The organism is Leifsonia sp. McL0627 (assembly GCF_058244615.1).
Map to the genome: position 1 here is coordinate 728,191 of NZ_JBZCGM010000003.1, position 23,561 is coordinate 751,751.

Below are 23,561 nucleotides of genomic sequence, written 5' to 3' on the forward strand. Positions count from 1 at the left end.
TTCTCCCGATCGGAGCAGATCATGGGCTGGACTGCACGGAATCTGACAGACACGTTCCACCTCCCGACGGGCGTGTTCGCGCCCGCGGCGTACGACTTCCCGGACGACAAGACCCGCCACGTGATCTACCTGGGCGGCAGCGGCGTCTCCGGCACCACCGGCATCCTGCACGAGTTGTACTGCGGAACCGACGATGTCTGGCACGAGAAGGACCTGATGGCGGAGACCGGTGGGCCGCACTCGTCGTCGGCGCCGCGGGCGTACCTGTTCGTCTTGGAAGGCACGCAGCATGTGCTCTACCTGGACGCCACAGGCGACGGTCATCTGCGCGAGCTGTACCAGGACGACGGCTGGCACCCAAACGATCTCACGAGCGATTCCGGCGCACCGGCGGCGTTCAAGACGGCGCAGGGATTCGAGTTCGCGGCCGGGCGTGCGCAAGTCGTGGTGTTCGTCGCCCTGGACAGGGACGTGCACGTCCTCACCAGGAAGTCGGCGGGCGACGGCGACCCCACGTGGGTGCACAAGGACCTCACCGCCGACCACGGCGGACCCCTGAGTCCGCGGGCGCCCGGCGGGTACTCGTTCTTTCCGGGGCAGACGATGCACGTCGACTACGTCGGCGACGACGGGCGGCTCTACGAGTACACGGGCGCCGCCAACCTCACCTGGGGCGAGCCCGTCGACATCGGGGCAGGGCTCGACGGGCCGGCCGAGATCGTCGGCGACACCTTCCGGGGCTACGGGTTCGCCGCCGACGGCACGAGGCACGTGGACGTGCTCGACACCTTCGGCGACGTCTGGGAGTACAGCTACGACGGCAGCTGGTCGGTCGAGAACCTGACGGCGCCGCTCTCGGCGGCGAAGGTGCAGGCGGGCACGGGCGTCTCCGCCTACGCGTTCGAGGCGACGGAGGCGGTCCCGGTCGCCACCCAGCACGTCGTCTATGCGGGAGGCGACCACCTCATCCACGAGCTCTGGAAGGATCCGACCGGCTGGCACGAGAACGCGCTGACGAACGCGGGCGACCCGGCCGCCGCCTCCACTCCGTCGGCGTTCGCCGACCACGCGACCTCCACGCAGCATGTGTTCTACACGTCAGACGCGAACCAGATCGTCGAGCTGCGGTGGACCGACCGGCCGACGCTGTCGGAGGTGGTGCGGCCGCGGCACCGGCTCGACTGACGGCGGGCGGGCCCACGCGCATCCACTGGGCTCCGGCGCATCCACTGGTCTCCTAGGCTGGAGGCACCATGACCGTCTTCGCCGCCATCGTCCTGTTCCTCAACGCCGTCTTCAACGTGTTCGCCTGGCCGCGGTTCTTCTCCAGGGTCGCGAAGGACACCAGGGCACGGGATGCGGCGGGCAAGCCGACCCCGTTCCTCATCGTGCACGGAGTGCTGCTCGGCGTCGCACTGCTGCTCGCGCTCGCGTCGCTGGTGGCCGGGGTGCTGTTGCTGGTCGCCTGACCGGATGGCAGCATGAACACATGGCCCTGAACATCACCGGCGACCCCGAGGCTGACGCCGTCCTCGACCACTCCTCGTTCGCGCTGATCCTCGGGATGCTCCTCGACCAGCAGATCCCGATGGAGACGGCGTTCTCTGGTCCGGCCAAACTGCAGGACAGGCTCTGCTCCCTCGACCCGGCGACCGTCGCCTCCACCGACCCGGAGAAGTTCGTCGAGGTGATGAAGCAGACGCCGGCCGTCCATCGGTTCCCCGGTTCCATGGCCGGCCGCGTCCAGGCGCTCGCCGCAGCGATCGTGACCGACTGGGGCGACGACACCGCGGCGATCTGGACGCAGGGCGAGCCGGACGGCCCGGAGATCCTGCGCCGGCTGAAGGCGCTCCCGGGGTTCGGCGAGCAGAAGGCGAAGATCTTCCTCGCCCTCCTCGGCAAGCAGCGCGGGCTGACAGCCCCCGGCTGGCGCGAGGCGGCGGGCGACTACGGCACGGAGGGTTCGTTCCGTTCGGTCGCCGACATCGTCAGCCCGGAGTCGCTGACCAAGGTGCGCGAGTTCAAGCGCGCTGCCAAGGCGGCGGCCAAGAAGGCGTAGCGCCGCGATCCGTTTCGGCACTGGCGCCAAGCACGGGATGCGGTCCACACTGGTGCGATGACCGACGAGAGCCGCGATGGCATCCCGCCCGTCGTCGCCACGGCGATCGACGCGGCCAACGCTCACGATACCGAGCGCTTCCTCGACACGTTCGCCCCTGCGGGGGCCGTGGACGACTGGGGGCGCGTGTTCGCCGGGCGGGAGGCGATCAGAGGGTGGAGCGACGGCGAGTTCATCGGTTCGGCCGTGACGCTCGCCGACCTGCAGTTCAGTGCGGTTCCGGACGGCGTGGCGGTGACGGCGCTGGTCGGCGGCGGGGGGTTCAACGGGCCGTCGACGTTCACCTTCCTGGTCGGCAACGGCGGCATCGAGCGGATGACGATCACCGCCTGAGCGCTCGCCTGTGCGCGGCGGTGCGCGGCGGTGCCGACGTCGAAGTGCGAGTTCGCGTTCCTGCGCACGCTCGACGTCAAGCTCGGCAGGATCGAGAAGACCGACGAGGTCGAAGACCCGATGTATGTGCGGTCGTCCCGGCTGGCGCAGGTCATCGCTTCACATCATCGGCGTTCTAGACCTGTTGTCCTTACTCATTGAGGTGGGTGGTCGCATGGGACCGTCTATTCTTACCTGCTTATGTATCGCCGAAGTGTTTGCTGATCACATTCCGGCATGAACGCCCAGGAAGGTAGCTCGAGTAGTTCAGACTGAAGGGTGTCGATCGATCGAGTCGGAGAAAGTAACGATGCGCATCCCCTGGGAAAGATATGGCGGCGAGGACATTGAGGCGATTGTCGCGATGCTGCTCAAGCGGAATTGCCCTACTACCACTCGGATCACTCCTTCCGCGGGTGAGGGTGGTGTCGACATTCTGGACGAGGGTGCAGCCCCAGATGGAGGCGATGTCGTTTATCAGGTGAAGCGGTACACGGGTCCCCTAACCGCCAAACAGCGGGCGAGCGTAGAGGACTCCTTAGAACGTCTGTCGATGGATGAGCGGTGGAAGAATCTGAAGGTCACGCAGTGGTGTCTTGTTATGCCCTGGGACCCGACGCCTGAAGCCTTAGCATGGCTTCACGGCCTGGGCAAGAAGCATGGCTTTGAGGTCAACTGGCAAGGCTTGACATTCATCGACGCGCTCGCAGCAACTTACCCCCGGATCATCGATGCATACGTCGGGAGCGGGCACAGCGTTAGCGTTGACGCGGATGCTGTAAAAGCACTTGTCGATGAGATTGCCCAATTGTCAGCGAGAGGGATCCGTGCCATCTTGGCGAGACTCGGTGACGAAAGCGCACCGACTTTGGAGTTCCCCTCTCCGCGGACCGAGGCGTTTCTGGATCGAATATCGGCCGCGCAGGTGTCAGGTTCCCTGTTGCTCGATGGGCTCGACGGCCAGCTCGCGAACGTGCGTCGTAGAGCGATCGGAGCGAACATTCCGGGAGTGATGGACGCTTCGTCGGAGTGGGCGCACCTCATGGATGCGTTCGCAGACTTCCTGACGTCGGCCGAGCGTCCTGTAGGTGAAGTCGCAACAGCGCTGGCGGCTGTGGAAGAGCGGCTGGGGACGGCACTGGACCGAAACCTCGACATTTCGAAAGCGCAAGGGGCGAGAGCGGAAGCCGCCGCTGGGACCAACTCCAGATTTCTTGAGCGTCAACGGTTTGAGGCTCTGATCGCCTACGGAAAGGGTCTGATTTCACTGGCAAAGTACATCGAAGTCATTCGGTGTGAAGTCGACGCTGCTGCTCGACGGAGCGTACTAGTGACAGGCAGATGGGGCACAGGCAAGAGCTACCAGCTCGCTCGGTATGCCCAGCGTGAGATAGCGCGGGGGACTCCAGTGCTGCTCTTACGAGCTCGGGATTTCGTCGATCCGGCCGCGTCGATCATCGGACAACGGTGGTGGCGGTCACAGCTTGGCTGCGAGGGCCTGTCTGATGAGGAGTTCCTGGAGTCACTGGACGCAATCGGGATGTGGGCGCAGGTTCCTCTGACAATTGCCATCGACGGCCTGAACGAATCTTCCCTGAGAGACGCGTCCGCCGCGTTGGAACGGCTGGTGGCACTCGTGGAACGATTCCCTTCCATTCGCTTGATCGTCACCGACCGTCAGGACGAAGCACGCTCGTCAGCCGTGGACGTTCCAACGTTCCGGCATGACGCTCCTGCCAGAGCCGACATGTCGCATGCCCTCGAGACCGCTCTCGGGGTCCCGCCTGGCACGCCGTGGCATGCCGCGCTGACGAACCCTTTGCTCGCGTCCATGGCTGCACGTATCGTCGACGCGCAAGACACAACGGATGCTGCGCTTGCGGCTTCGTTGAGCCGCGTTTCCCTCCTGAATGCGTGGATCGATCTTCTGGTTAGAGAAGCGAGCGCGAAGCTTGACCTTTCGCACTTGACAGTGCGCAGACTTATCGCATCCGTAGTGCGCCTTGGTGGAACCTGCACCGTTCGACAGGCTGCTGAGCGGTCGAAACTGGCCTTGGAGACCGCCGATCGCATTATCCAGAGCTTTGTGACCGAGGGCCTGCTTGAATGGCATCCCGAAGGTGACGATTCAGTACGGTTCCGATGGCAGGGCGCCGGCGATATGCTCGCTGCCCGCATTGCGCTGGAACATGACCGGAAACGGGGCGCTGCAGAACTCCTTCAAAACGCGGACGAGGCGAGCCGGTTGACTATTCTCGACACTATCGCGGAGACACTCCCCATCCTCTCTCCTTCCTCCGAGCTTCCTGACCTGCGCATTCCCAACACAACAGCAGAAGAACGCGACATCGCGTTCGCATTGTCGCTCGATGGGCGCAATGAAGCTCAGGTCACGGTGGGGACTGAGAATCATGCCCGCAGGTTGTTGTTGCGCGGAGACGAACCAGCGAAGTACATTCTCTGGTCGGTTCTCGCCGCTCCTCGACGAGCAAGGCTGGGTGCCAAGTGGTTGAATGCGCAGCTGTCGAGTATCGGCCTCGCTGAGCGGAGCGTATTTTGGCCGCACGTCCTTGTTGAGTTAGCGGACGGCTCTCCCGTGGATCAGGACGCACTCAGGGATCTACTGACCTGGTATGCAGACATCCTGCTGGACAAGTTCGCCAGCGATGAAGAAGCAGCCGACATGATTGAGACACTCGCCTGGTTCGGTTGTGCCTCGCGCTATTCGCGCCTACCAGCCTTCGGCGTTGCCTACATTGGCGAACTGGTCCGACTCAGGCCCCCCATACTTGCCAACGCTTGGGAAAAGGTTGCGTACGTTGATGATGACCATCCCAGAGATGCGCTCCTTGTTGCGGCCGCTGGTGTGATCTCGCGATGGCCGGGCACAGACGCTGCAGCCGTCGCTCAGAGTGTATGCGCTGACGCGTTGAACACCAGAACGGCGAAATCGTTCCGGTCCCTTGCCTCCATTCACCTCACACTCGCTAACGAGCAGCCCCTGCACGAGTTCTTGCAGAAAGCACTTGACCCGCTACGCGGGCGACACATAGGCCGTGTCCCGGTGGGGATACCGTCCGAGGACCGAGCGATGTTCGCCGACGGACGTTCGCTACACGACGCGCAACAACACGAAGCGCGAGTGTGGGCATCCTTCGAGGTCCCACGACGGCACGCTCGCCGAGTCCTAATAGATCCCGGCGCGTTCACTATCCTGCCCGAAGACACCCATGGCGGAGCGCTTATGCGGGGACGATGGCTCGCTCGCCAATACGCCCACCATCCCACGGGAGCTAGACTCTGGATCGGCACTCACGGGCATGTCAAAGCGGGAACAGCTCTGAACCCTCACGTGTCGTATCTGACGCAAGCTAACGAAGCGTGGGACTTTTGGGTAGACCCCACGATTCCTCTGGAACTCATCATCCACACTTCGGATCGCACAACCGAGGAAACCTGGTGGGCGATCGATGGCAGTGATTTGTCCGTGACGGTGACCGACCCAGAAGGGGTCAGTTGGTTTGTTCTCCAGGGTGGCTTCCGCTATCTCGATCCCGCGCCAGAGTCCGACGGAAAAGAACGCGGCGTCAACGTGGGCAGCCGCAGCTGGTGGTCCAACAACGATGACGGCTCCCCCCGCCCCGGCCTTCTGCGTCATGTTTATGTGGCAGTCTCCGATGCTTTGGTCGCTACTACGGAGCAGCCTGCCGTCGAACCATTCGAGGACGGTCGGCTCCGATTCTCTGAGCTGTTCCACAGCGACGACCATGCGCCGGGGGGACTGGTGCACAGCCGTCACGACGACTCTCGCGTCCCGGCGCCAACGAGCACACTGCTTGGGCTACTTGATGCTTTCTGGACAGGTGAAAGTATCGATTGCCGTGATGCCAGTGGCTCACTCGTAGTCACTGATCCCGCACGCGGGACAAATCGCCCTAGCGCCCTACTTGTGCGCCGAGACAAGCTAGAGAATGCCCTACGTCGACAAAACCAGGTAGTGACTGTCGAGATACATGTCAGCGACATGAGTGCCTCGATCTCTACTCGCAGCTCGTTGGCGACAATGGTGCAGATTGGCTAGCTGCAGGGCCGAGGTAGTGGGGCGAGTATCGTCTTTTGAGGTCGGATCGAGTCCTTTTCCGCAGGGGTGCATCTTGGGGGGCGGGGCGAACCAAGGTGCGGGTAGGTTGATGCGACTTCGCTAGGGGAGGCGCATGACCCGAATCGGAGGGGACTCGATGACGGTCACAGCCTGAGCGTCGGCAGCACTGGATGCGCGCGTGACGGTGCTCGACTGAGTTGGTGTCTCGGGGCCGTGTCGGTGGTTCCGGATAGGCTCGCTGACAGCGGCGGCCGCAGGGGCCGTCGGCGTCGCACGGAGGGAGCGGACGTGTTCCTTCTCGACGGCGTGATCGTCACGAGCGCCAGCGATCTGACCGAGGCGTCGAAGTGCGAGTTCGCGTTCCTGCGCACGCTCGACGTGAAGCTGGGCAGGATCGAGAAGACCGACGAGGTCGAAGACCCGATGTATGTGCGGTCGTCCCGGCTGGGCGACGAGCACGAGCAGCACATCCTGGAGCGCTACCGCGAGCGGTTCGGCGTGGGGGTGGCCGAGATCGAGCGGCCGGAGCGGCTCGACGCCGACAGTCTCGCCGCCGCCGTCGCCGAGACGGCCGACGCGTTCGCGCGCTCGTCGGAGGTCGTCTTCCAGGCCACGTTCTTCGACGGCTCGTTCGTCGGGTTCGCCGACTTCATCGTGCGTCAGGCAGACGGCCGCTACCGGGTGCAGGACTCGAAGCTCGCCCGCAGCGCCCGCGTCACGGCACTGTTGCAGCTCGCGGCATACGCCGGGCAGCTGCGCCGCATCGGCGTCGAGGTGGAGGACACGGTCGAGCTGCTGCTCGGCGACGGGTCGGTGAGCGAACACCGGGTGTCCGAGATCGAGCCGGTCTACCGCAAGCGGCGCGCGCGGCTGCTCTGGATCATCGAACAGCACCTCGCCGACGAAGGGCCGGTCGCCTGGGGAGACCAACGGTTCACCGTCTGCGGCCGCTGCGACACCTGCGATGCCGAGATCCAGGCCACCAGAGACGTGCTGCTCGTGGCCGGGATGCGGGTCACGCAGCGGGCGCGGCTGTTCGAGGCCGGGGTGTTCACGATCGACGCCCTCGCCGCCTCCACCGACCCTATCGACGGCATTCCGGAGGGGACGCTCGACAGCCTCCGCGAGCAGGCGCGGCTGCAACGGGATGCGGTGGAGGGCGAACCCCCGCCGATCCGGGTGTTCAACGCCCCGGTGCTCGCCGTCATGCCGCATCCGGATGCGGGCGACATCTTCTTCGACTTCGAGGGAGACCCGCTCTACACCGAGGGCGCAGGCGAACGCTGGAACCTCGACTACCTGTTCGGGCTGGTAGACGAGAACGCCGAGTTCACCGCGTTCTGGGCGCACGACTTCGCGGCGGAGCGGGTGGCGCTCGAAGCCTTCCTCGCATTCGTGCGCGAGCGGCGCCTGCGCTATCCGAACCTCCACATCTACCATTACGCGGCCTACGAGCAGACCCACCTGCTCGCCCTCGCCGCCCGGCACGGCGTGGGGGAGGAGGAGATCGACGGGCTGCTACGCGACAACGTGCTCGTCGACCTCTACCCGCTGGTCCGCAAGTCGGTAAGGGTCGGCTCACGGTCGTACTCGATCAAGAAGCTCGAACCGCTCTACATGGGCGACGAACTGCGTGAGAGCGAGGTGACCAACGGTGCGGACTCGATCACGCAGTATGCGAATGCGCGCGACCTCCTCGCGGTCGGCCGAGACGGCGAAGCGCAGGCCATCCTGGACGAGATCGGCGACTACAACCGCTACGACTGCGTCTCCACGCTCCGGCTTCGCGACTGGCTGATCGCCCGGGCGCAGGAGAACGGCGTCCCGATCGGGCAGGCTCCCGTCGACGACCTCGAAGTGGCGCCGGAGGAGTCACCGCTGCGGGCAGGACTCCTCGCCTTCGCGGGCGACCCGCTCGACCCGCACCGCACCCCGGACAGGGAGGCGATGGCGCTCGCCGCCGCCGCGATCGACTTCCACCGGCGCGAGCAGAAGAGCTTCTGGCAGTCGCACTTCTCCCGGCTCATCCAGCCGATCGAGGAGTGGGCGGACAGCAGGGACGTGCTGGTGGTGGAGTCGGCGCGCGTGCTCCGCGACTGGTACCAGGACGACGGGCAGCGGGTCGAGCGGCGCGAAGCTGCTGCTCAGCGGGCGGTGGGGGCCGGGCAGTTCGATCCGGGTCAGCGAGCGGACGGGACCGTTCCTGCTCTACGAATACCCCGGGCCGTTCCGGACGCCGCGCTCACAGCCAGGCGCCCGCGCAGTGCGATCGGTCGCCGTGATCGGCGCGACCGACGACGGCGCCGTGATCGTGCGCGAGACGCTGCAGCGCGACGTGATCCCGTACGACGACCTGCCGAGCGCGCTCACGCCCGCCGGGCCACCGGATGCGCGGCGGCTCGCCGAGGCGATCAGGGAGTGGGGGAACGATCTGCTGGCGGCGCGGCGCGCGGGGGAGGATCCGGGCGGCACGTGGCCGCGGAACGCCATGGTCGATCTGCTGCGCCGTACGCCGCCGCGCACGCGTTCGGGCGTGCTCGCGCCGGAGGGCCCGGCCGACGGGAGCGGGCGGATCGACGCCGTCGTCGCCAGCCTCCTCGACCTCGATCGCTCCTACCTCGCGGTGCAGGGGCCTCCCGGCACCGGCAAGTCGTACCTGGGTGCGCACGTGATCGCCGGGCTCGTCCAGCGCCACGGGTGGCGGATCGGCGTGGTGGCGCAGTCGCACGCCGTCGTCGAGAACCTGCTCGACCGGGTCGTCGCAGCCGGGCTGGACGCCCGGCTCGTCGGCAAGGTCCCCGGCAGCGACAGCGACCGGGACGCCCACGCGTTCACGCCACTCGAACCGGACGGTCAGCTGCTGTTCGCCCTCGACAACGAGGCGACGGGATACGTGGTCGGCGGCACGGCCTGGGACTTCGCCAACGCCGCGCGCATCCCACGGGAGAGCCTCGACCTGCTGGTCGTCGACGAGGCCGGGCAGTTCTCGCTCGCGTCCACCATCGGAGCGGGCGTCGCCGCGGCCAACCTGCTGCTGCTCGGCGACCCGCAGCAGCTTCCGCAGGTGAGCCAGGGCCGGCATCCGGAGCCCATCGACGGATCGGCGCTCGGCTGGGTGAGTGCCGGGCACGACGTGCTGCCCGACGCGTTCGGGTACTTCCTCGCCGAGAGCAGGCGGATGCATCCCGCGCTGGCGTCCGCGGTGTCGCGGTTGTCCTACGAGGGCAAGCTGCACGCGCATCCGGAGGCGGCCGAGCGTGCGCTCGACGGGGTGACGGCGGGCCTGCATACCGTGCCCGTTGCGCACGTCGGCAACGCCACCGAGTCGCCGGAGGAGGCGGCGGCGGTCGTCGCCATCGTGCGCGATCTGCTCGGCCGCGCCTGGACGGACCGCAGCGACGACCGGATGCGCGACCCGCTCGGCGAGCAGGACATCATCGTGGTCACGCCGTACAACGCGCAGCTGGCGGCGGTCAGGGCGGCTCTCGACGACGCGGGACTCCCGCGCGTTCGGGTGGGGACGGTGGACAAGTTCCAGGGACAAGAGGCCGCCATCGCGATTGTCAGCCTCGCGGCGTCGTCGTCGGTGGACGTGCCGCGCGGCATGTCGTTCCTGCTTATGAAGAACAGGCTCAACGTCGCGGTGTCGCGGGCGAAATGGGCGGCATACCTCGTGCACTCGCCAGAGCTCACCGAGTACCTGCCCACCACGCCCACCGGTCTCACCGAGCTGAGCGCGTTCATCCGCCTGGTGGAACAGGACGCGTGAGCCCCGTGAGCCTCGTAAGCCTGGGAGGGGCGCGGCCGTGCGGTGCTACGCTCATGGCGTGTCACCGGAGGAGCTGGAAACACTGGCGCACCTGCGCAGGGCGCGCGACCTGATCGACCGTGAGTACGCGCGTCCGCTCGACGTGCCCACCATCGCCAGCAAGGCGCTCATGTCGCCTGCGCACTTCTCCCGGCAGTTCCGTGCCGCGTATGGCGAGACGCCGTACAGCTACCTGATGACGCGTCGCATCGAACGTTCGATGGCACTGCTCCGCTCCGGGATGAGCGTGACGGACGCCTGCATGACCGTCGGCTGTACCTCGCTCGGGTCGTTCAGCTCGAAGTTCAGCGAGATCGTCGGCATGAGCCCGACCGCCTACCGGGCGCAGGAGCACAAAGCCGTCGACGCGATGCCGTCCTGCGTCGCCAAGCAGCGCACGCGACCGGTGCGATCCACCTCCGCCTGAGCGGCGTGCGCCCCCCCCCCCCCCCCCCACACACACGCAGCGATCGAGCAGTTTTCGAGAAGCGCCGCCGCCGCGGCTGTTTCTAGAGTGAGGTCATGACCGTTTCACTCCAGTACTGCCAGATCACCGTCAGCGACCCCGTCGAGTCGCTCAGCTTCTACCGCGACGCCCTCGGGCTCGACGTCGTCAACGACGTCGAGTCGGGCGGCCACCACTGGATCACCCTCGGCAGCCCGGACCACCCCGGGCTCGAGATCGTCCTCTCCGATCCGTACGGCGGCCGGCCCAAGGCCGACGGGGACAGGATCCTCGAGCTCGTCACCAAGGGCGTCCTGCAGAACGTCGTCTTCAGCACCGACGACATCGACGCCGCGTTCGAGCGCGTCCGCGCATCCGGTGCCGAGGTGTTGCAGGAGCCGATCGACCAGCCGTGGGGTCCGCGCGACTGCGCGTTCCGCGACCCGTCGGGCAACATGGTGCGCATCCAGACCGCCAAGCAGCCGCAGAACGCGTAAAGCGCCGTGAGAAGCCAGTATCTGTACGGAATCGCCACGATTCCGCGACAGTTACTGGCTTCTCGCCGTTCTGACCCCCAGTGACTGTGGATGCGCCTGTGAGTCGTTGACGCCGTCCGGGCAGCGAGCGTCACATTTCGGAACACGGTTTGGGCATCCCGGGCGCAGCGGGCAGTCTCGAAGGGCCGCCAAACGAGCGTCGGCACACCCCCACCCCTTCACAAGAGAGGCACAGCCATGTCCGAGGCCACCCCGCCCACCCCGTCCCTTCCCGAGAAGCCGAAATCGAAGACCGGCTGGATCGTCGGGATCGGGATCGCCGTGATCGCCGTCGTCGTGGCCGTGATCCTCGTCGTGGTGAACGTGACCGCCCCGGCGTCGAGTGGCGCCGAGAAGCGCGTGACCGTGAAGATCGGCACCACCGAGCAGGCATCGCCGTACTGGCCGATCCTGCAGAAGGCGGCCGCCAAGGAGGGCATCGACATCAAGGTCGTCGGCTTCCGCGACTACACGCAGGCCAACCCGGCGCTCGCCGACGGGCAAATCGACCTGAACCTGTTCCAGCACCTGCAGTTCCTGGCGAACTACAACGTGAGCGCCAACCAGAACCTCGTGCCGATCGCCTCCACGCTGGTGGTCCCGCTGCCGCTCTATTCGAAGAAGTACACGAAGCTCGACGAGATCCCGCAGGGTGCGAAGATCGCCATCCCGAACGACGCCACCAACCAGGCCCGCGCGCTCCTCGTCCTGCAGAAGGCCGGTCTGCTGAAACTCAAGAACGGCGGCAACACGCTCGCGACCCCCGCCGACATCGTGGCGGCCGACTCGAAGGTCTCCGTCATCCCGGTGGATGCGGCCCAGACCGCTCCGGCACTCGATTCCGCCGACGGTGCGATCATCAACAACGGCTTCGCGCTCACCGCCGGCATCGACCCCAAGTCCGCGCTGTTCCAGGACGACCCGAAGAGCGACACCGCCGAGCCGTACATCAACGCGTTCGTCGCCAAGGCGGCCGACAAGAACAACAAGACCTACCTCAAGATCGCCGAGCTCTACCACTCCAAGCCGGTCACCGACGCGGTGCTGGCCGAGTCGAAGAACACCGCTGTGATCGTCGACCGCCCGCAGTCCGAACTGATCTCGATCCTCGACAAGCTCAAGACGAGCATCAAGGCGGCGAAGTAGCGCGGATGAGTCCCCTCATCGAGTTCCGCGACGTCTCGAAGACGTTCCGCTCCGGCGACGCGGACATCACGGCGGTCGACGGGGTCAGCCTCGCGATCGAGCGCGGTGAGATCTTCGGCATCATCGGATACTCGGGGGCGGGCAAGAGCACCCTGGTGCGGCTGATCAACGCGCTCGAACGGGCGACGTCCGGCAGTATCCTGATCGACGGCCAGGACATCACGCAGCTTCCCGAACCGAAGCTGCGTGCTGTCCGGGCCGGGATCGGGATGATCTTCCAGCAGTTCAACCTGTTCCGTTCGCGCACGGTGTTCGGCAACGTCGCGTATCCGCTCAAGGTGGCGGGCTGGCCGAAGGACAAGCGCAAGCAGCGTGTCGCCGAACTGCTCGCGTTCGTCGGTCTCACGGAGAAGGCCTGGGTGTATCCCGACCAGCTCTCCGGTGGGCAGAAGCAGCGCGTCGGCATCGCCCGCGCGCTCGCGACCAACCCGGCGATCCTGCTGGCCGACGAGTCGACGTCCGCGCTCGACCCGGAGACGACCGCCGACGTGCTGCGTCTCCTGAAACGAGTGAACGACGAACTCGGGGTGACCATCGTCGTCATCACGCACGAGATGGAGGTGGTTCGCTCCATCGCGGACCGCGTCGCCGTGCTCGACTCCGGACGGGTGATCGAGACCGGCAGCGTGTTCGAGGTGTTCTCGTCCCCGCAGACCGGGACGGCGCAGCGGTTCGTCGGGACGGTTCTCAAGAACCGGCCGGACGAGTCGGAGGTTCAGCGCCTCCGCGGCAAGCATGCCGGGCGCATCGTGTCAGCGCGCATCCACGACGACGGCCGCCTCGGTGCGGTGCTGTCGGATGCGGTCGGCACCCACGGCGTGCGGTTCGAGATCGTCTACGGCGGCATCTCCGCGCTGCAGGGCCGCTCGTTCGGCAGCCTCACCCTGGAACTGATCGGCGACGACGCCGGGGTGGATGCGCTGATCGCCGACCTCCGCCAGGTCACCGAGGTGGAGGAGGTGGCGGCATGAACGACTGGAGCACACTCTGGCCGGTGTTCGTGCAGTCCATCGGGCAGACGCTCTGGATGGTCGTGGCGACGCTCGTGCTCGGCGGCATCCTGGGACTCGCGCTCGGGGTGCTGCTGTACACGACCAGACGCGGCGGCCTGCTGGAGAACCGCGCACTCTCCGCCATCCTGAACGTGGTGGTCAACTTCATCCGGCCGATCCCGTTCATCATCTTCATGACGGCCATCGCGCCGCTGACGCAGCTGGTGCTCGGGACGTTCCTCGGGACGCCGGCGGCGATCTTCCCGATGACGATCGCGGCCACGTTCGGCATCTCGCGGATCGTCGAGCAGAACCTGGTGACCATCGACCCCGGCGTGATCGAGGCGGCACGCGCGATGGGGTCGAGCCCGTGGCGGATCATCACGACGCTGCTGATCCCGGAGGCGCTCGGCCCGCTGATCCTGGGATACACGTTCGTGTTCGTGGCGATCGTGGACCTGTCCGCCATCGCGGGCAGCATCGGCGGCGGAGGCCTCGGGGACTTCGCGATCTCGTACGGTTACCAGCGCTACAACTGGGCGGTGACGTGGATCGCGGTGATCGCGATCGTGGTCCTGGTGCAGGCGGCGCAGTTCCTCGGCAACTGGCTGGCGCGCAAGGCGCTGCGGCGCTGACGCGCGCGACGGCGCCTGCCGCCCGATCGAGTGGTCCCGAATTGCCGTGCGCACACGTGTGCACACGGCAATTCGGGACCACTCGTTGCTGGCGGACCGGTGGCGGGCTAGGCAGGGCAGGGCGCCCGTCAGCCGACGTAGCGGCCGACGGGACGGAGGCGCATCGGGGGCCGGGTGTACTCGTCGAGGGCGTGCACGACCCAGCCGACGCTGCGCGCGGTGGCGAAGATGACCTCGCCGGCGTCGTCCGGCATCCCGGATGCCAGGGCGAGTGCCGCCAGCGCGAGGTCGATGTTGGGCTGGGCGCCCGTGCGGCGCCGGACGATCGCCGCGACGCGCTCGGCGGCGGCAATGGATGCAATGCTCCCCGGCTGCGCACCCTCCGCCAGTATCCGCAGGAGCGCCTGCGCGCGCGGGTCGCCGTTCTGATACAGCACGTGACCGAACCCAGGCACCGGCCCGCGTCCGGCGACCACGGTGTCGGCGACCACACGTTCGGCCGGCTCTCCGGCGGCGACTCTGGCGAGCATCCGGTGGGCGGCCCGGCTGGCGTTGCCGTGCAGCGGGGAGTCCAGGGCGCCGAGTCCGGCGGTCACCACCGCGTACGGGTTCGCGCGGGCGGAGGCGGCGGCGCGGGCGGCGAGCGTCGACACGGCGAGGTCGTGGTCGAGCAGGAGCACGAGCGCGGCGTTCAGCGCGGGGACGCCCGTCGGCGGAGCATCGGTGAGCGCCGCCCAGAGCCGCGCGGCCAGCGGGGCCGGAGACTCCGGGGCCGGTGACGAAGGCACCGCACCGCGAGCGGGCAGCGCATCCACCATCCCGGCCACCAGTCCTTCGGAGGCGCCGACCACGGCGGCCAGGTCGAGCGAGTATCGCAGCGGATCGGCGGCGGCCAGCGCGGTCACGGCCACCTGCTGCCTGTCGCGGGTGGTCGCGGCGTCGGGGAGGGCGTCCCCTGCAGCTCGCGCCGCGTCGACGCCCGCACCGGCGCGGAACCGGGCCTGCGCATCCCAGTCGGAGGTGAGTGCCCAGTGCGCGACCGTCTCGAACGGCTTCGAGGCCAGAGACGACGCTGTGCGGCCCCGGTAGAACAGTTCGCCGTCCTCGATCAGCGCGAACGAGGTCTCGACCACCATCAAAGGTCGCCCGTCGGAGTGCCCGTGCGATCCGGCGGTCGGGCGTCTGCGTCGGTCGGCCGCGAACCGTTCGACGTCGAGCGGGTCGAAGGTCGAACCGTCGGGGGTGCGGAGACGGTCCAGCTTGCCGCGCGCGACGTACGCGTACAGCGTCTCGACCTTGACCCCGAGGCGCTCCGCCGTCTGCTCTGCCGTCAGCCGGGGGAGCTCGCCGCCCTGCTCGCCGTGCTCACCCCGTTCGTCCTGATCGTTTCGCTCGCTCATTCCACCTCTACATTGATCGAATCAACATTGACGCACCGAGAATCCATGCTCATGCTCATACTATGCAGAACCTACGGATGGACGACACCCTCATCGACGTGCCCCGCGGCCTCACCAACGTGGTCGCGGCGGAGACAGCCATCGGGGATGTGCGCGGGCACGAGGGCTTCTACCACTACCGCCAGTACTCGGCGGTCGACCTGGCGAGCGAACGCAGCTTCGAGGAGACTTGGCACCTCCTGCTGTTCGGCACGCTCCCGGATGCGGTGGAACTCGCGGCGTTCCGGGCGCGCGTCGCACGCGCTCGCCGCCTCCCGGACGAGGTGACCGACCTCCTGCCCGCCATCGCGCGCCTGACCGCCGACGCACCGGATGCGCTCGCCGGAGTGCGCATGGCGCTCGCCGCAGTGGCGGCCGCCGACCGCATCCGTCCGTTGTACGACGAGGACGCCGACGCCCGCACCGCCGACGCGATCAGGGTCGCAGCGGTCACACCGGTGCTGCTGGCCACCTTGCACGCACTCGCCCTCGGCCGCCCGCCGCGGGCCAGCCGCGACGACCTCGGCCACGTCGCGAACTATCTTCAGCTTGTGACCGGCGACGCTCCGGATGCGCGGAGCGAGCACGCGGTGAGCGCCTACATGACCGCGGCGATCGACCACGGTTTCAACGCGTCGACGTTCACCGCGCGCGTCATCGCCTCCACCGGAGCCGACCTCGCCGCCGCCGTCTCCGGTGCGCTCGGCTCCCTGTCCGGGCCGCTTCACGGTGGAGCGCCGAGCAGGACCCTCGACACCCTGGACGAGATCGCGACGCCCGACCGCATCGACGAGTGGGTGACCAGGACCGTCGCCGGGGGAGGCCGCATCATGGGCTTTGGTCACGCTGTCTACCGCACGGAGGACCCGCGGTCGCGGATGCTCCGCGGCATCGCCGAGGGGTTCGGCGGCCCCAGGGTGGACTTCGCCGTGCAGGTCGAGCGTCGGGTGCAGGAGCTCCTCGCCGAGCTGAAACCCGGCAGGGAACTGCACACCAACGTCGAGTTCTACGCTGCGGTGGTGATGGAGGCGTGCGGCATCCCGCGCACGATGTTCACGCCGACGTTCGCCGCTGCGCGCGTGGTCGGCTGGACGGCGCACATCCTGGAGCAGGCGGCGGACGGCAAGATCGTGCGCCCGTCGTCCCGGTACGTCGGGCCCGCGGCTCCCGTCCCGCTGCCGCCGGTGGGCTGAGCGCAGGCCGCGGAGTAGCATCCCGGTGGGAAGGCACAGGAGGCACAGAAGGCACGGGAGGCACAGGATGCGCGGTGCGGTCAGGCAGGTCGAGTGGGTCGGCGACGACGATCCCGACCGGTTGGAGGCGGCCACGATCACGCTCGCGGCCGACCGGCTGGATGCGTTCGGCACCTCCCGGGCGACGGACTACGTAGCGAGCTGGTCGCTGGAGACCGGCGAGGATTGGGTGACCAGCAGGCTCGCTGCGACCGTGTTCGGCCGCGGGTTCACCCGGCGGCTGACACTGGTGCGGGATGCGCATGGCCGCTGGACGAGCGACGCGGCGCACGAGGGCACCAGGCTGTACCGCGGCGAGCAGCTCGACGATCCCGGCCTCAGCGACGCCGACCTGGCGGCCGGCGCGTTGGACGGCGCGTTCGACTGCGACATCGCCTTCTGCCCGGTGACGAACACCATGCCCATCCTGCGCCTCGGTGCGCAGCGGCAGGCGGTGGAGGAGACGCCGTTCGTGATGGCGTGGGTCGGGCTGCCGTCGCTGGCCGTGATCCGCAGTGAGCAGCTCTACAGTGCTGGGCCATTCGATCCGGAGGCCGGGCACGCGGTGGTGCGCTACGTGAGCGGGACCAGGGACTTCGTCGCGGACCTCACCGTCGACCAGGACGGCGTGGTGATCGACTACCCGCAGCTCGCCCGGCGCATCCGCACCAGAGGCTGACGGCGCGGCTACGGCGTCGGCGCGAGCGCGTCGTACTTCCGGAACGCGCCCTGCACGCGCACCACGGTCGCGACGAGCACCATGATGACGAGGCCACCGAGCAGCGGGGGGAACCAGAGCGCGCCGGTCAGCGCGAGCAGCCCGATGTAGAGGTCGCCGAGGCGCGGACCGCCGGTGACGACGACCGTGAAGACGCCCTGCAACCGGCCGCGCATCGCATCAGGCGCAGACGCCTGCAGGATCGTCATGCGGAAGATCGAGCTGATGTTGTCCGCGGCTCCCGAACCGGCCAGCAGGAGAGCGGCGATGATCAGGGCCGGCAGGTTCGCGTCGGCGAAGTTCTGCCCGGAGCTCCCCAGCCCGGCGAACGCGATCACCGCGAGCACGATCCCGAAGCCCAGGATGCACGCACCGTAGACGACGATGGCCCTCCCGACGGCGCGGCCCTGCCAGCGAACGTGACCGAGGCGCCCGGAGAACACGCTCGACAGCAGGGTGCCGACCGCTCCGGCCGCGGTGAGGATGCCGACCGTCACTGGTCCTCCGCCGATGAGCAGCGCCCCGACGGCGGGGAAGAGCGCGCGCGGCTGGCCGAACGTCATCGCGATGAGGTCGAGCACGAACGTCATGCTGAGATTCGGGGCCGTCTTGAGGAAGCGCAGCCCGTCGAGCACGCCCGCGATGCCCGCGCGCTGCCGCTCGCCCTCCGGGACGATCTTCGGCAGGGCGAAGATCCCGAGGAACGCCGCCGTGAAGAGCACGACGTCTACCGTGTATGTCCAGCTGATGCCGACGCTCGCGACCAGCAGACCCGCGAGGGCAGGGCCGATGGTCACCTGCACGCCGAAACCGATGCCGCCGAGGGCACTCGCCGCCGGCAGCAGGCGGGTGGGAAGGAGCCGAGGGGTGATCGCCTGCCGGGTGCCGCCGATGACAACGGTCGCGACCGCGTTGATGGTGGTGAGGATGTACAGCGGCCACACCACCTGGATGTCCAGCCAGGCGAACGTCGCGATCCCGGCCGTCGACACCCAAGCGACGATCGCGGTCACCAGGGCGACGGTCCGGCGGTCGAACGCGTCGGCCAGTACCCCGCCGTACAGGCCGAAGACGATCATCGGCAACAGGGCGAACAGGGCGACGAGGGAGACGGCGAGGGTCGACTGGGTGAGGTCGTAGATGTGCAGGCCGACGGCCACGATGGTCATCTGGCCGCCGATGCCGGCGATGGTGCCGCCCGCCCAGAGCCTGGCGAAGGCGGGCGACTCTCTCAGTGGGGAGAGGTCGACGAAGTGACGGCGACGCGCGAGCGTCGTGCTGTCGGGCTCGTCCGGAGAGTCGGCGCGGGTGGGGGAGCCGGTGGGCTCGCCGCTCAGAACCGGGGCTTCTTGCTGAGTCCGACGGCGGCGGCGGAGAAGACGACGCCTGCGGCCATGATCGTGACCGTCACGCCCTGCAGCAGAACCTGCCAGAACGGCTCGAACGGGGTGACGGACACCCAGAGCCAGAGCACGGCGCCGATCAGCGTGATGACGTAGCTGAACGTCTGGCGGGCGTAGAGCGCGTTGAGCGACACGACGGTGCCGGCGACGAACACCTGGAAGAGCGGGAGGAACTCGTCCTGGTTGCCGGTCCAGGTGAAGACGAGGCTGATCACGAAGAAGACGGCGGACGCCAGCACGACGAGCGTCGCGATGAGCGAGCCGAGCGGACCGGGCAGCACGGCGCTCAGGCTGCGGACGAGGCTGCCGTGCTCGTCGTCGAGGTCTGCGGTGCGGGGTTCTTCAACGTGTGTGCTCACGAAGTAGATCCTAGCGCCGCACCGCCGCCAGCTCGAAAAGCGCACTGTCTGCGGCCGACGCGCCGGGGCGCGGCCGCCCGAGGTTATGGTGGAGGACATGGGGCGAGGGCGAGTACGAATTCGGCGCATTGACGAACGAGTGGCGCGGCGCGTGAACGCGCGGCGCACCGGAGAGAGGGTCGACGGCTTCTGGCGGCTGGTGTCTGCGGCGGCCGATCACGGCAAGCTCTGGATCGCTGCCGCTGCGATCCTGATGGCGGTCGGCAAGCCGCGTGCCGCTGCGCGCGGGCTGGCGTCGCTCGGGGTCGCGAGCCTGGTGGCGAACCTCGTCGGCAAACGGCTCGTCGGCGGCGACAGACCGGCGCTGACCTCCATCCCGGTCACGCGGCGCCTGCAGCGCTCTCCCACCTCGCCGTCGTTCCCGTCCGGGCACACCGCGAGTGCCGTCGCCTTCGCGACCGGCGCTGCGTTGGAGTCCCCGGCGGCCGGGGCGGCCATCGCGCCGATCGCGGCCGGCGTCGCATACTCGCGCCTGCACACCGGGGCGCACTGGTTCTCCGACGTGGTCGGCGGAGCCGCGATCGGGGCGGGCGTCGCGCTCGCCCTGAAGGCGGTCGTCCCCGCGACGAAGCCGTCTGCGCTGCTGAACGCCGAGCCGCCAACGGGGGAGACGATCGACCTTCCGGCGCTCGCGGACGGCGACGGAGCGTACATCCTGGTCAATCCCGGTTCCGGGCGCGGCCTCGGCAGGCCGGACCCGCGTCCCCTGCTCGCGAAGCGGCTTCCGAAGGCCGTCGTGCACGAACTGGCGCGCGGCGACGACTTCGCCCAGCTGGTGGATGCGGCACTCGCGTCCGCGAACCCTCCGCGCGTCATCGGCATCCACGGCGGAGACGGCTCGGTCGGGGCGATGGCCACCATCGCCAGGAAGCACGGCTTGCCGCTGCTGGTGTTCCCCGGCGGCACCTTCAACCACTTCGCCAAAGCCGCCATGCTCGACAGCGTCGACGTCGCCATCGACGCCCTGCAGTCCGGGGCGGGCCGCGCTGTCGACGTCGCCGACCTGCGGTTCGCCACCGGCGACCCCGTCACCGTGCTGAACACCATGTCGGTCGGCATCTACCCGTCGTTCGTCGAGGAGAGGGAGAAGCACGAGAAGCGCCTCGGCAAGCCGCTCGCCGCGCTGATCGCCGCCATCCGGGTCGTGCGGAGGACCACCCCGATGCGGGTCGAGATCGAGGGCGGCCGGCGCACGATCTGGTCGATCTTCGTCGGCGTCGGCCGCTATTACCCCGTCACCGCCGCGCCGATCGAGCGACGGCGTCTCGACGACGGCCTCCTCGACGTCCGCGTGCTCTTCGCCGGGGGAAAGCCGCGCACCCGCGGTACCGTCGCGCTCGCGCTCGGCGGCCGGGTGGATGCTCTGGTCGCCCGCCTGCCGTTCCTGCAGGGCCCGCCGGTCCTCGACGCGTTCACCAGCACCGGCCTCACCATCCGCTCGCGGGACGACGACCCCGGATACGCGCACGACGGCGAAGCGTCGACCACGACGCCGGGCGGCACGGACGACGACGGCGCGACGCGCCTGAACCTCACGCTCGTGCCCGGCGGCCTCCGCGTGTACTCGCCCGCCGAGTCGCCCGCCCACTCGCCCGGCGCGACGCGTCACTCCACGTTGATGTCCGCAACCGACTTGTCGAGCCGCAACCCGCGCCACGACGGCTGACGCAGCCGAGCGGTCGACGTCCACTCCGCGAACTCCACCTCGCCGACGAGTTCGGGCCGCACCCAGCGTGCATCCCGGGCGTCGGCGGCGGGAATGTCGGTCAGCGGGCTGGTCTTCCGTGGATGCGCAGCCAGCCGTTTCGCCAGGTCGTCCAGCATCGCGTCGGTGAACCCGGTGCCGACCTTGCCGACGTAGCGCAGCCCGTCGCCGTCCGGGATGCCCAGCAGAAGGGCGCCGATGCTGTTCGCACGTCGTCCGTTGCCCGGTGTCCAGCCGGCGATCACGACCTCCTCCGCGCGGTGGTGCTTGATCTTGATCCAGGTGCGGGAGCGGCGCCCTGTCGCATACGTGCCGTCGCGCTGCTTGGCCATCACCCCTTCGAGGTTGAGCTCCCTGCTGGCGTCGACCGCGTGGCGGAGGCTGCCGTCGAACGCGGGCGGCACCTGCACGGCGTCGTTCTTCGGCGGGCGGAGCGCGCTTTCGAGGGCGGCGCGCCGCTCGTCGTACGTCTTCGTCCGGAGGTCGTCGCCGTCGCGTTCGAGGAGGTCGAACACCAGGTAGTGCACCGGTGCGCGTTTGGCCGCCGCCTCCACGTCCCCGGGTCTGGTGAGGCCCATCCTGGACTGCAACAGGCCGAAGTCGGGCCGTCCGGTCGTGTCGAGCGCGACGATCTCGCCGTCGAGGACCACGTCGTGGCCGTCGGCGAGTGCGGTGAGGGATGCGAGCTCCGGGTATGCGACGGTGACGTCGTTGCCGTTGCGGGTGCTCAGCCGGAGGGCGTCGCCGCGGACCTCGGCGATGGCGCGGATGCCGTCCCACTTCATCTCGAACGCCCACTCGGACTCGTCGTGGACGTCCTTCTCGGAGCCGAGGGTCGCGAGCATCGGGGAGAGCGGCTTGCCGGAGATCGGCGTGGCGGAGCGGGCTGTCGTTGCATGGTCCGCCGCAGCTGTCTGCGGCTTGGTCTTCGGCTTGGCTTTCGATTCGGTCTTCGGCTCGGTCTTCGGCCTGGCCTTCGACTTCGCCGCACCCGTCCCGCCCGCCGCGTCGTCCTTCATCAGGTGGATCAGCCAGTTCTGCTCGGCCTTGCCGTCGCCTCCGGTGTGGATGAGCGCGAACCTCCTGTCGCCGCCGAGGCCGCCGCCCTGCGTGCCGTGCAGGGTGACGATCACCTCGTCGTCCCGCCACTTCTCCAGGTCGTAGTCGCCCGCATCCCAGATCGTCACGTGTCCCGCGCCGTATTCGCCGTGCGGGATGTCGCCCTCGAACGCACCGTATTCGAGCGGGTGGTCTTCGACGTGCACAGCCAGATGGTTCTGGCCGGGATCCGTCGGCGGTCCTTTCGGGAGCGCCCAGCTGACCAGCACGCCGTCGTGTTCGAGGCGGAAGTCCCAGTGCAGCCGCCGGGCGTGGTGCTCCTGGATCACGAACGTGCGTCCGCTCGTCGAGTGCTGCAGTTTCTCCGGGACGGGTTCCGGCGTCTTGGCCGCATCGCGTTTGCTGCGGTACACGGTCAGCCTGTCCTCCGCCGCACCGTGCACCTCCTCGTCGAGGTGCCCGGCGGACAGGTCGGCGAGCGGGTCGCCCCTGCGCTTCACCCTGGCGAGCACCTCGGGGTATTCGAGCTGAGCGAGATCCTTCCTGGCCAGCTCCGTCCAGGTGCGCGGGGCGGCGACCGTCGGATGGAACCTGCCGCGCAGCGAGTACGGCGCGATGGTGGTCTTCGCCCCGTTGTTCTGGCTCCAGTCCACCAGCACCTTGCCGACGCGCAGCGCCTTCTTCATATCGCTGACGACGAGGTCGGGATGATCGGCTTCGAGAACGCGGGCGAGCTCGTGGGCCACCGAGGCCACCTGGTCGCTGGTCTGGCGGCCGTCCAGCGCCGCATACAGGTGGATGCCCTTGGACCCGCTGGTCACCGGGATCGGCTCCAGCCCCATGTCGGTGAGGATGGCGCGCGCGAGCACGGCGACCTCCGCGCAGTCGGCGAGCGTGACGCCATCGCCGGGGTCGAGATCGAGCACCAGCCTGTCCGGATTCTTCGGCGTCCCGTTCCTCGACACCCGCCACTGCGGAACGTGGATCTCCAGCGACGCGATCTGCGCCAGCCAGATGAGCGTGGCCCTGTCGTTGACCAGCGGATAGTCGTTGGTGTGGCTCTTGTGGGTGATCGTCCTGCGCTTCACCCACGACGGCGTCGACGACGCATCCAGGTTCTTTTGGAAGAACACCTCGCCGGGTTCCTCCGGCGTCCCGACCCCGTGCACCCAGCGCTTGCGGGTGACGATGCGATCCCGGATGTGCGGGAGCATGACCTCGGCGATGGCGTTGTAGTAGCCGATCACGTCGGCCTTGGTGGTCCCTGTCTCCGGATACAGCACCTTGTCCAGGTTCGTCAGGGGGACCCGGTGGCCGTCGATCTCGACGACCTCACTGTCGGTTGCGGCCATGGGGCAGATAGTACGCCCG

General features: G+C 68.2%; 17 protein-coding genes and 1 pseudogene. 14 read left to right on the top strand and 4 right to left on the bottom strand.

Annotated features, from left to right (window positions below; translation table 11 throughout):
• Positions 1–21: 21 nt before the first annotated feature.
• The 11 genes and pseudogenes from AC37TH_RS11710 (at position 22) to AC37TH_RS11760 (ending at position 14,215) form a co-directional block, all read left to right on the top strand.
• Positions 22–1,185 carry a hypothetical protein gene (locus AC37TH_RS11710; protein WP_490764524.1) on the top strand — a complete coding sequence of 388 codons (1,164 nt, stop codon included), beginning with the start codon at positions 22–24 and terminating at the stop codon, positions 1,183–1,185.
• Between the two features lie 68 nt (positions 1,186–1,253).
• Positions 1,254–1,469, top strand: a complete 216-nt coding sequence (locus AC37TH_RS11715; protein ID WP_490764525.1) for an SCO4848 family membrane protein — start codon at positions 1,254–1,256, stop codon at positions 1,467–1,469.
• Between the two features lie 20 nt (positions 1,470–1,489).
• Positions 1,490–2,059: an HhH-GPD-type base excision DNA repair protein gene (locus AC37TH_RS11720; RefSeq protein ID WP_490764526.1), complete on the top strand. Its 570-nt coding sequence runs from the start codon at positions 1,490–1,492 to the stop codon at positions 2,057–2,059.
• Positions 2,060–2,116: 57 nt separating this feature from the next.
• Positions 2,117–2,452, top strand: coding sequence for a nuclear transport factor 2 family protein (locus AC37TH_RS11725; RefSeq protein WP_490764527.1), 336 nt, complete (start codon positions 2,117–2,119; stop codon positions 2,450–2,452).
• A gap of 349 nt (positions 2,453–2,801) precedes the next feature.
• A complete protein-coding gene (locus AC37TH_RS11730; RefSeq protein WP_490764528.1) occupies positions 2,802–6,572 on the top strand; it encodes a hypothetical protein in 3,771 nt (1,256 codons plus the stop codon).
• Positions 6,573–6,881: 309 nt separating this feature from the next.
• Positions 6,882–10,362 (top strand): annotated as a pseudogene (locus AC37TH_RS11735) (TM0106 family RecB-like putative nuclease).
• Between the two features lie 58 nt (positions 10,363–10,420).
• Positions 10,421–10,828: a helix-turn-helix domain-containing protein gene (locus AC37TH_RS11740; protein ID WP_490764529.1), complete on the top strand. Its 408-nt coding sequence runs from the start codon at positions 10,421–10,423 to the stop codon at positions 10,826–10,828.
• Positions 10,829–10,923: 95 nt separating this feature from the next.
• Positions 10,924–11,343, top strand: a complete 420-nt coding sequence (locus tag AC37TH_RS11745) for a VOC family protein (protein WP_490764530.1) — start codon at positions 10,924–10,926, stop codon at positions 11,341–11,343.
• Positions 11,344–11,580: 237 nt separating this feature from the next.
• Positions 11,581–12,528 (top strand): MetQ/NlpA family ABC transporter substrate-binding protein, encoded by a 948-nt coding sequence (locus AC37TH_RS11750; RefSeq protein WP_490764531.1) that lies wholly within the window; start codon positions 11,581–11,583, stop codon positions 12,526–12,528.
• Between the two features lie 5 nt (positions 12,529–12,533).
• The gene (locus AC37TH_RS11755; protein WP_490764532.1) at positions 12,534–13,559 is read left to right on the top strand and encodes a methionine ABC transporter ATP-binding protein; all 1,026 of its coding nucleotides are present in this window, start codon (positions 12,534–12,536) and stop codon (positions 13,557–13,559) included.
• Positions 13,556–14,215, top strand: a complete 660-nt coding sequence (locus AC37TH_RS11760) for a methionine ABC transporter permease (protein WP_490764533.1) — start codon at positions 13,556–13,558, stop codon at positions 14,213–14,215. Before AC37TH_RS11755 ends, AC37TH_RS11760 begins: the two co-directional genes overlap by 4 nt.
• Positions 14,216–14,343: 128 nt before the next feature.
• Here AC37TH_RS11760 and AC37TH_RS11765 read toward each other — a convergent pair whose 3' ends face one another.
• A complete protein-coding gene (locus AC37TH_RS11765; RefSeq protein ID WP_490764534.1) occupies positions 14,344–15,615 on the bottom strand; it encodes a citrate synthase in 1,272 nt (423 codons plus the stop codon).
• A 77-nt stretch (positions 15,616–15,692) separates the two neighbouring features.
• On the opposite strand from AC37TH_RS11765, the gene AC37TH_RS11770 reads away from it, so the two are divergent.
• On the top strand, positions 15,693–16,847 hold the full coding sequence (locus tag AC37TH_RS11770) for a citrate/2-methylcitrate synthase (RefSeq protein WP_490764535.1): 1,155 nt from the start codon (positions 15,693–15,695) through the stop codon (positions 16,845–16,847).
• Between the two features lie 67 nt (positions 16,848–16,914).
• The gene (locus tag AC37TH_RS11775; protein WP_490764536.1) at positions 16,915–17,565 is read left to right on the top strand and encodes a putative glycolipid-binding domain-containing protein; all 651 of its coding nucleotides are present in this window, start codon (positions 16,915–16,917) and stop codon (positions 17,563–17,565) included.
• Positions 17,566–17,573: 8 nt separating this feature from the next.
• Here AC37TH_RS11775 and AC37TH_RS11780 read toward each other — a convergent pair whose 3' ends face one another.
• Together AC37TH_RS11780 and AC37TH_RS11785 are read right to left on the bottom strand one after the other, a co-directional pair.
• Entirely contained in the window at positions 17,574–18,839 is a 1,266-nt protein-coding gene (locus AC37TH_RS11780; RefSeq protein WP_490765107.1) for an MFS transporter, read from the bottom strand.
• A 98-nt stretch (positions 18,840–18,937) separates the two neighbouring features.
• Positions 18,938–19,366 (bottom strand): hypothetical protein, encoded by a 429-nt coding sequence (locus AC37TH_RS11785; protein ID WP_490764537.1) that lies wholly within the window; start codon positions 19,364–19,366, stop codon positions 18,938–18,940.
• Between the two features lie 151 nt (positions 19,367–19,517).
• Here AC37TH_RS11785 and AC37TH_RS11790 point away from each other — a divergent pair, with 151 nt between their 5' ends.
• On the top strand, positions 19,518–21,092 hold the full coding sequence (locus tag AC37TH_RS11790; RefSeq protein ID WP_490764538.1) for a bifunctional phosphatase PAP2/diacylglycerol kinase family protein: 1,575 nt from the start codon (positions 19,518–19,520) through the stop codon (positions 21,090–21,092).
• Here AC37TH_RS11790 and AC37TH_RS11795 read toward each other — a convergent pair.
• Positions 21,032–23,542 (bottom strand): ATP-dependent DNA ligase, encoded by a 2,511-nt coding sequence (locus AC37TH_RS11795; RefSeq protein WP_490764539.1) that lies wholly within the window; start codon positions 23,540–23,542, stop codon positions 21,032–21,034. The genes AC37TH_RS11790 and AC37TH_RS11795 overlap by 61 nt on opposite strands.
• Between the last annotated feature and the right edge of the window lie 19 nt (positions 23,543–23,561).

Coding starts and splice junctions, on each gene's coding strand:
- AC37TH_RS11710 (WP_490764524.1), top strand. CDS start 22: ATGGGCTGGACTGCACGGAATCTGACAGACACGTTCCACCTCCCGACG.
- AC37TH_RS11715 (WP_490764525.1), top strand. CDS start 1,254: ATGACCGTCTTCGCCGCCATCGTCCTGTTCCTCAACGCCGTCTTCAAC.
- AC37TH_RS11720 (WP_490764526.1), top strand. CDS start 1,490: ATGGCCCTGAACATCACCGGCGACCCCGAGGCTGACGCCGTCCTCGAC.
- AC37TH_RS11725 (WP_490764527.1), top strand. CDS start 2,117: ATGACCGACGAGAGCCGCGATGGCATCCCGCCCGTCGTCGCCACGGCG.
- AC37TH_RS11730 (WP_490764528.1), top strand. CDS start 2,802: ATGCGCATCCCCTGGGAAAGATATGGCGGCGAGGACATTGAGGCGATT.
- AC37TH_RS11745 (WP_490764530.1), top strand. CDS start 10,924: ATGACCGTTTCACTCCAGTACTGCCAGATCACCGTCAGCGACCCCGTC.
- AC37TH_RS11750 (WP_490764531.1), top strand. CDS start 11,581: ATGTCCGAGGCCACCCCGCCCACCCCGTCCCTTCCCGAGAAGCCGAAA.
- AC37TH_RS11755 (WP_490764532.1), top strand. CDS start 12,534: ATGAGTCCCCTCATCGAGTTCCGCGACGTCTCGAAGACGTTCCGCTCC.
- AC37TH_RS11760 (WP_490764533.1), top strand. CDS start 13,556: ATGAACGACTGGAGCACACTCTGGCCGGTGTTCGTGCAGTCCATCGGG.
- AC37TH_RS11765 (WP_490764534.1), bottom strand. CDS start 15,615: ATGAGCGAGCGAAACGATCAGGACGAACGGGGTGAGCACGGCGAGCAG.
- AC37TH_RS11770 (WP_490764535.1), top strand. CDS start 15,693: ATGGACGACACCCTCATCGACGTGCCCCGCGGCCTCACCAACGTGGTC.
- AC37TH_RS11775 (WP_490764536.1), top strand. CDS start 16,915: ATGCGCGGTGCGGTCAGGCAGGTCGAGTGGGTCGGCGACGACGATCCC.
- AC37TH_RS11795 (WP_490764539.1), bottom strand. CDS start 23,542: ATGGCCGCAACCGACAGTGAGGTCGTCGAGATCGACGGCCACCGGGTC.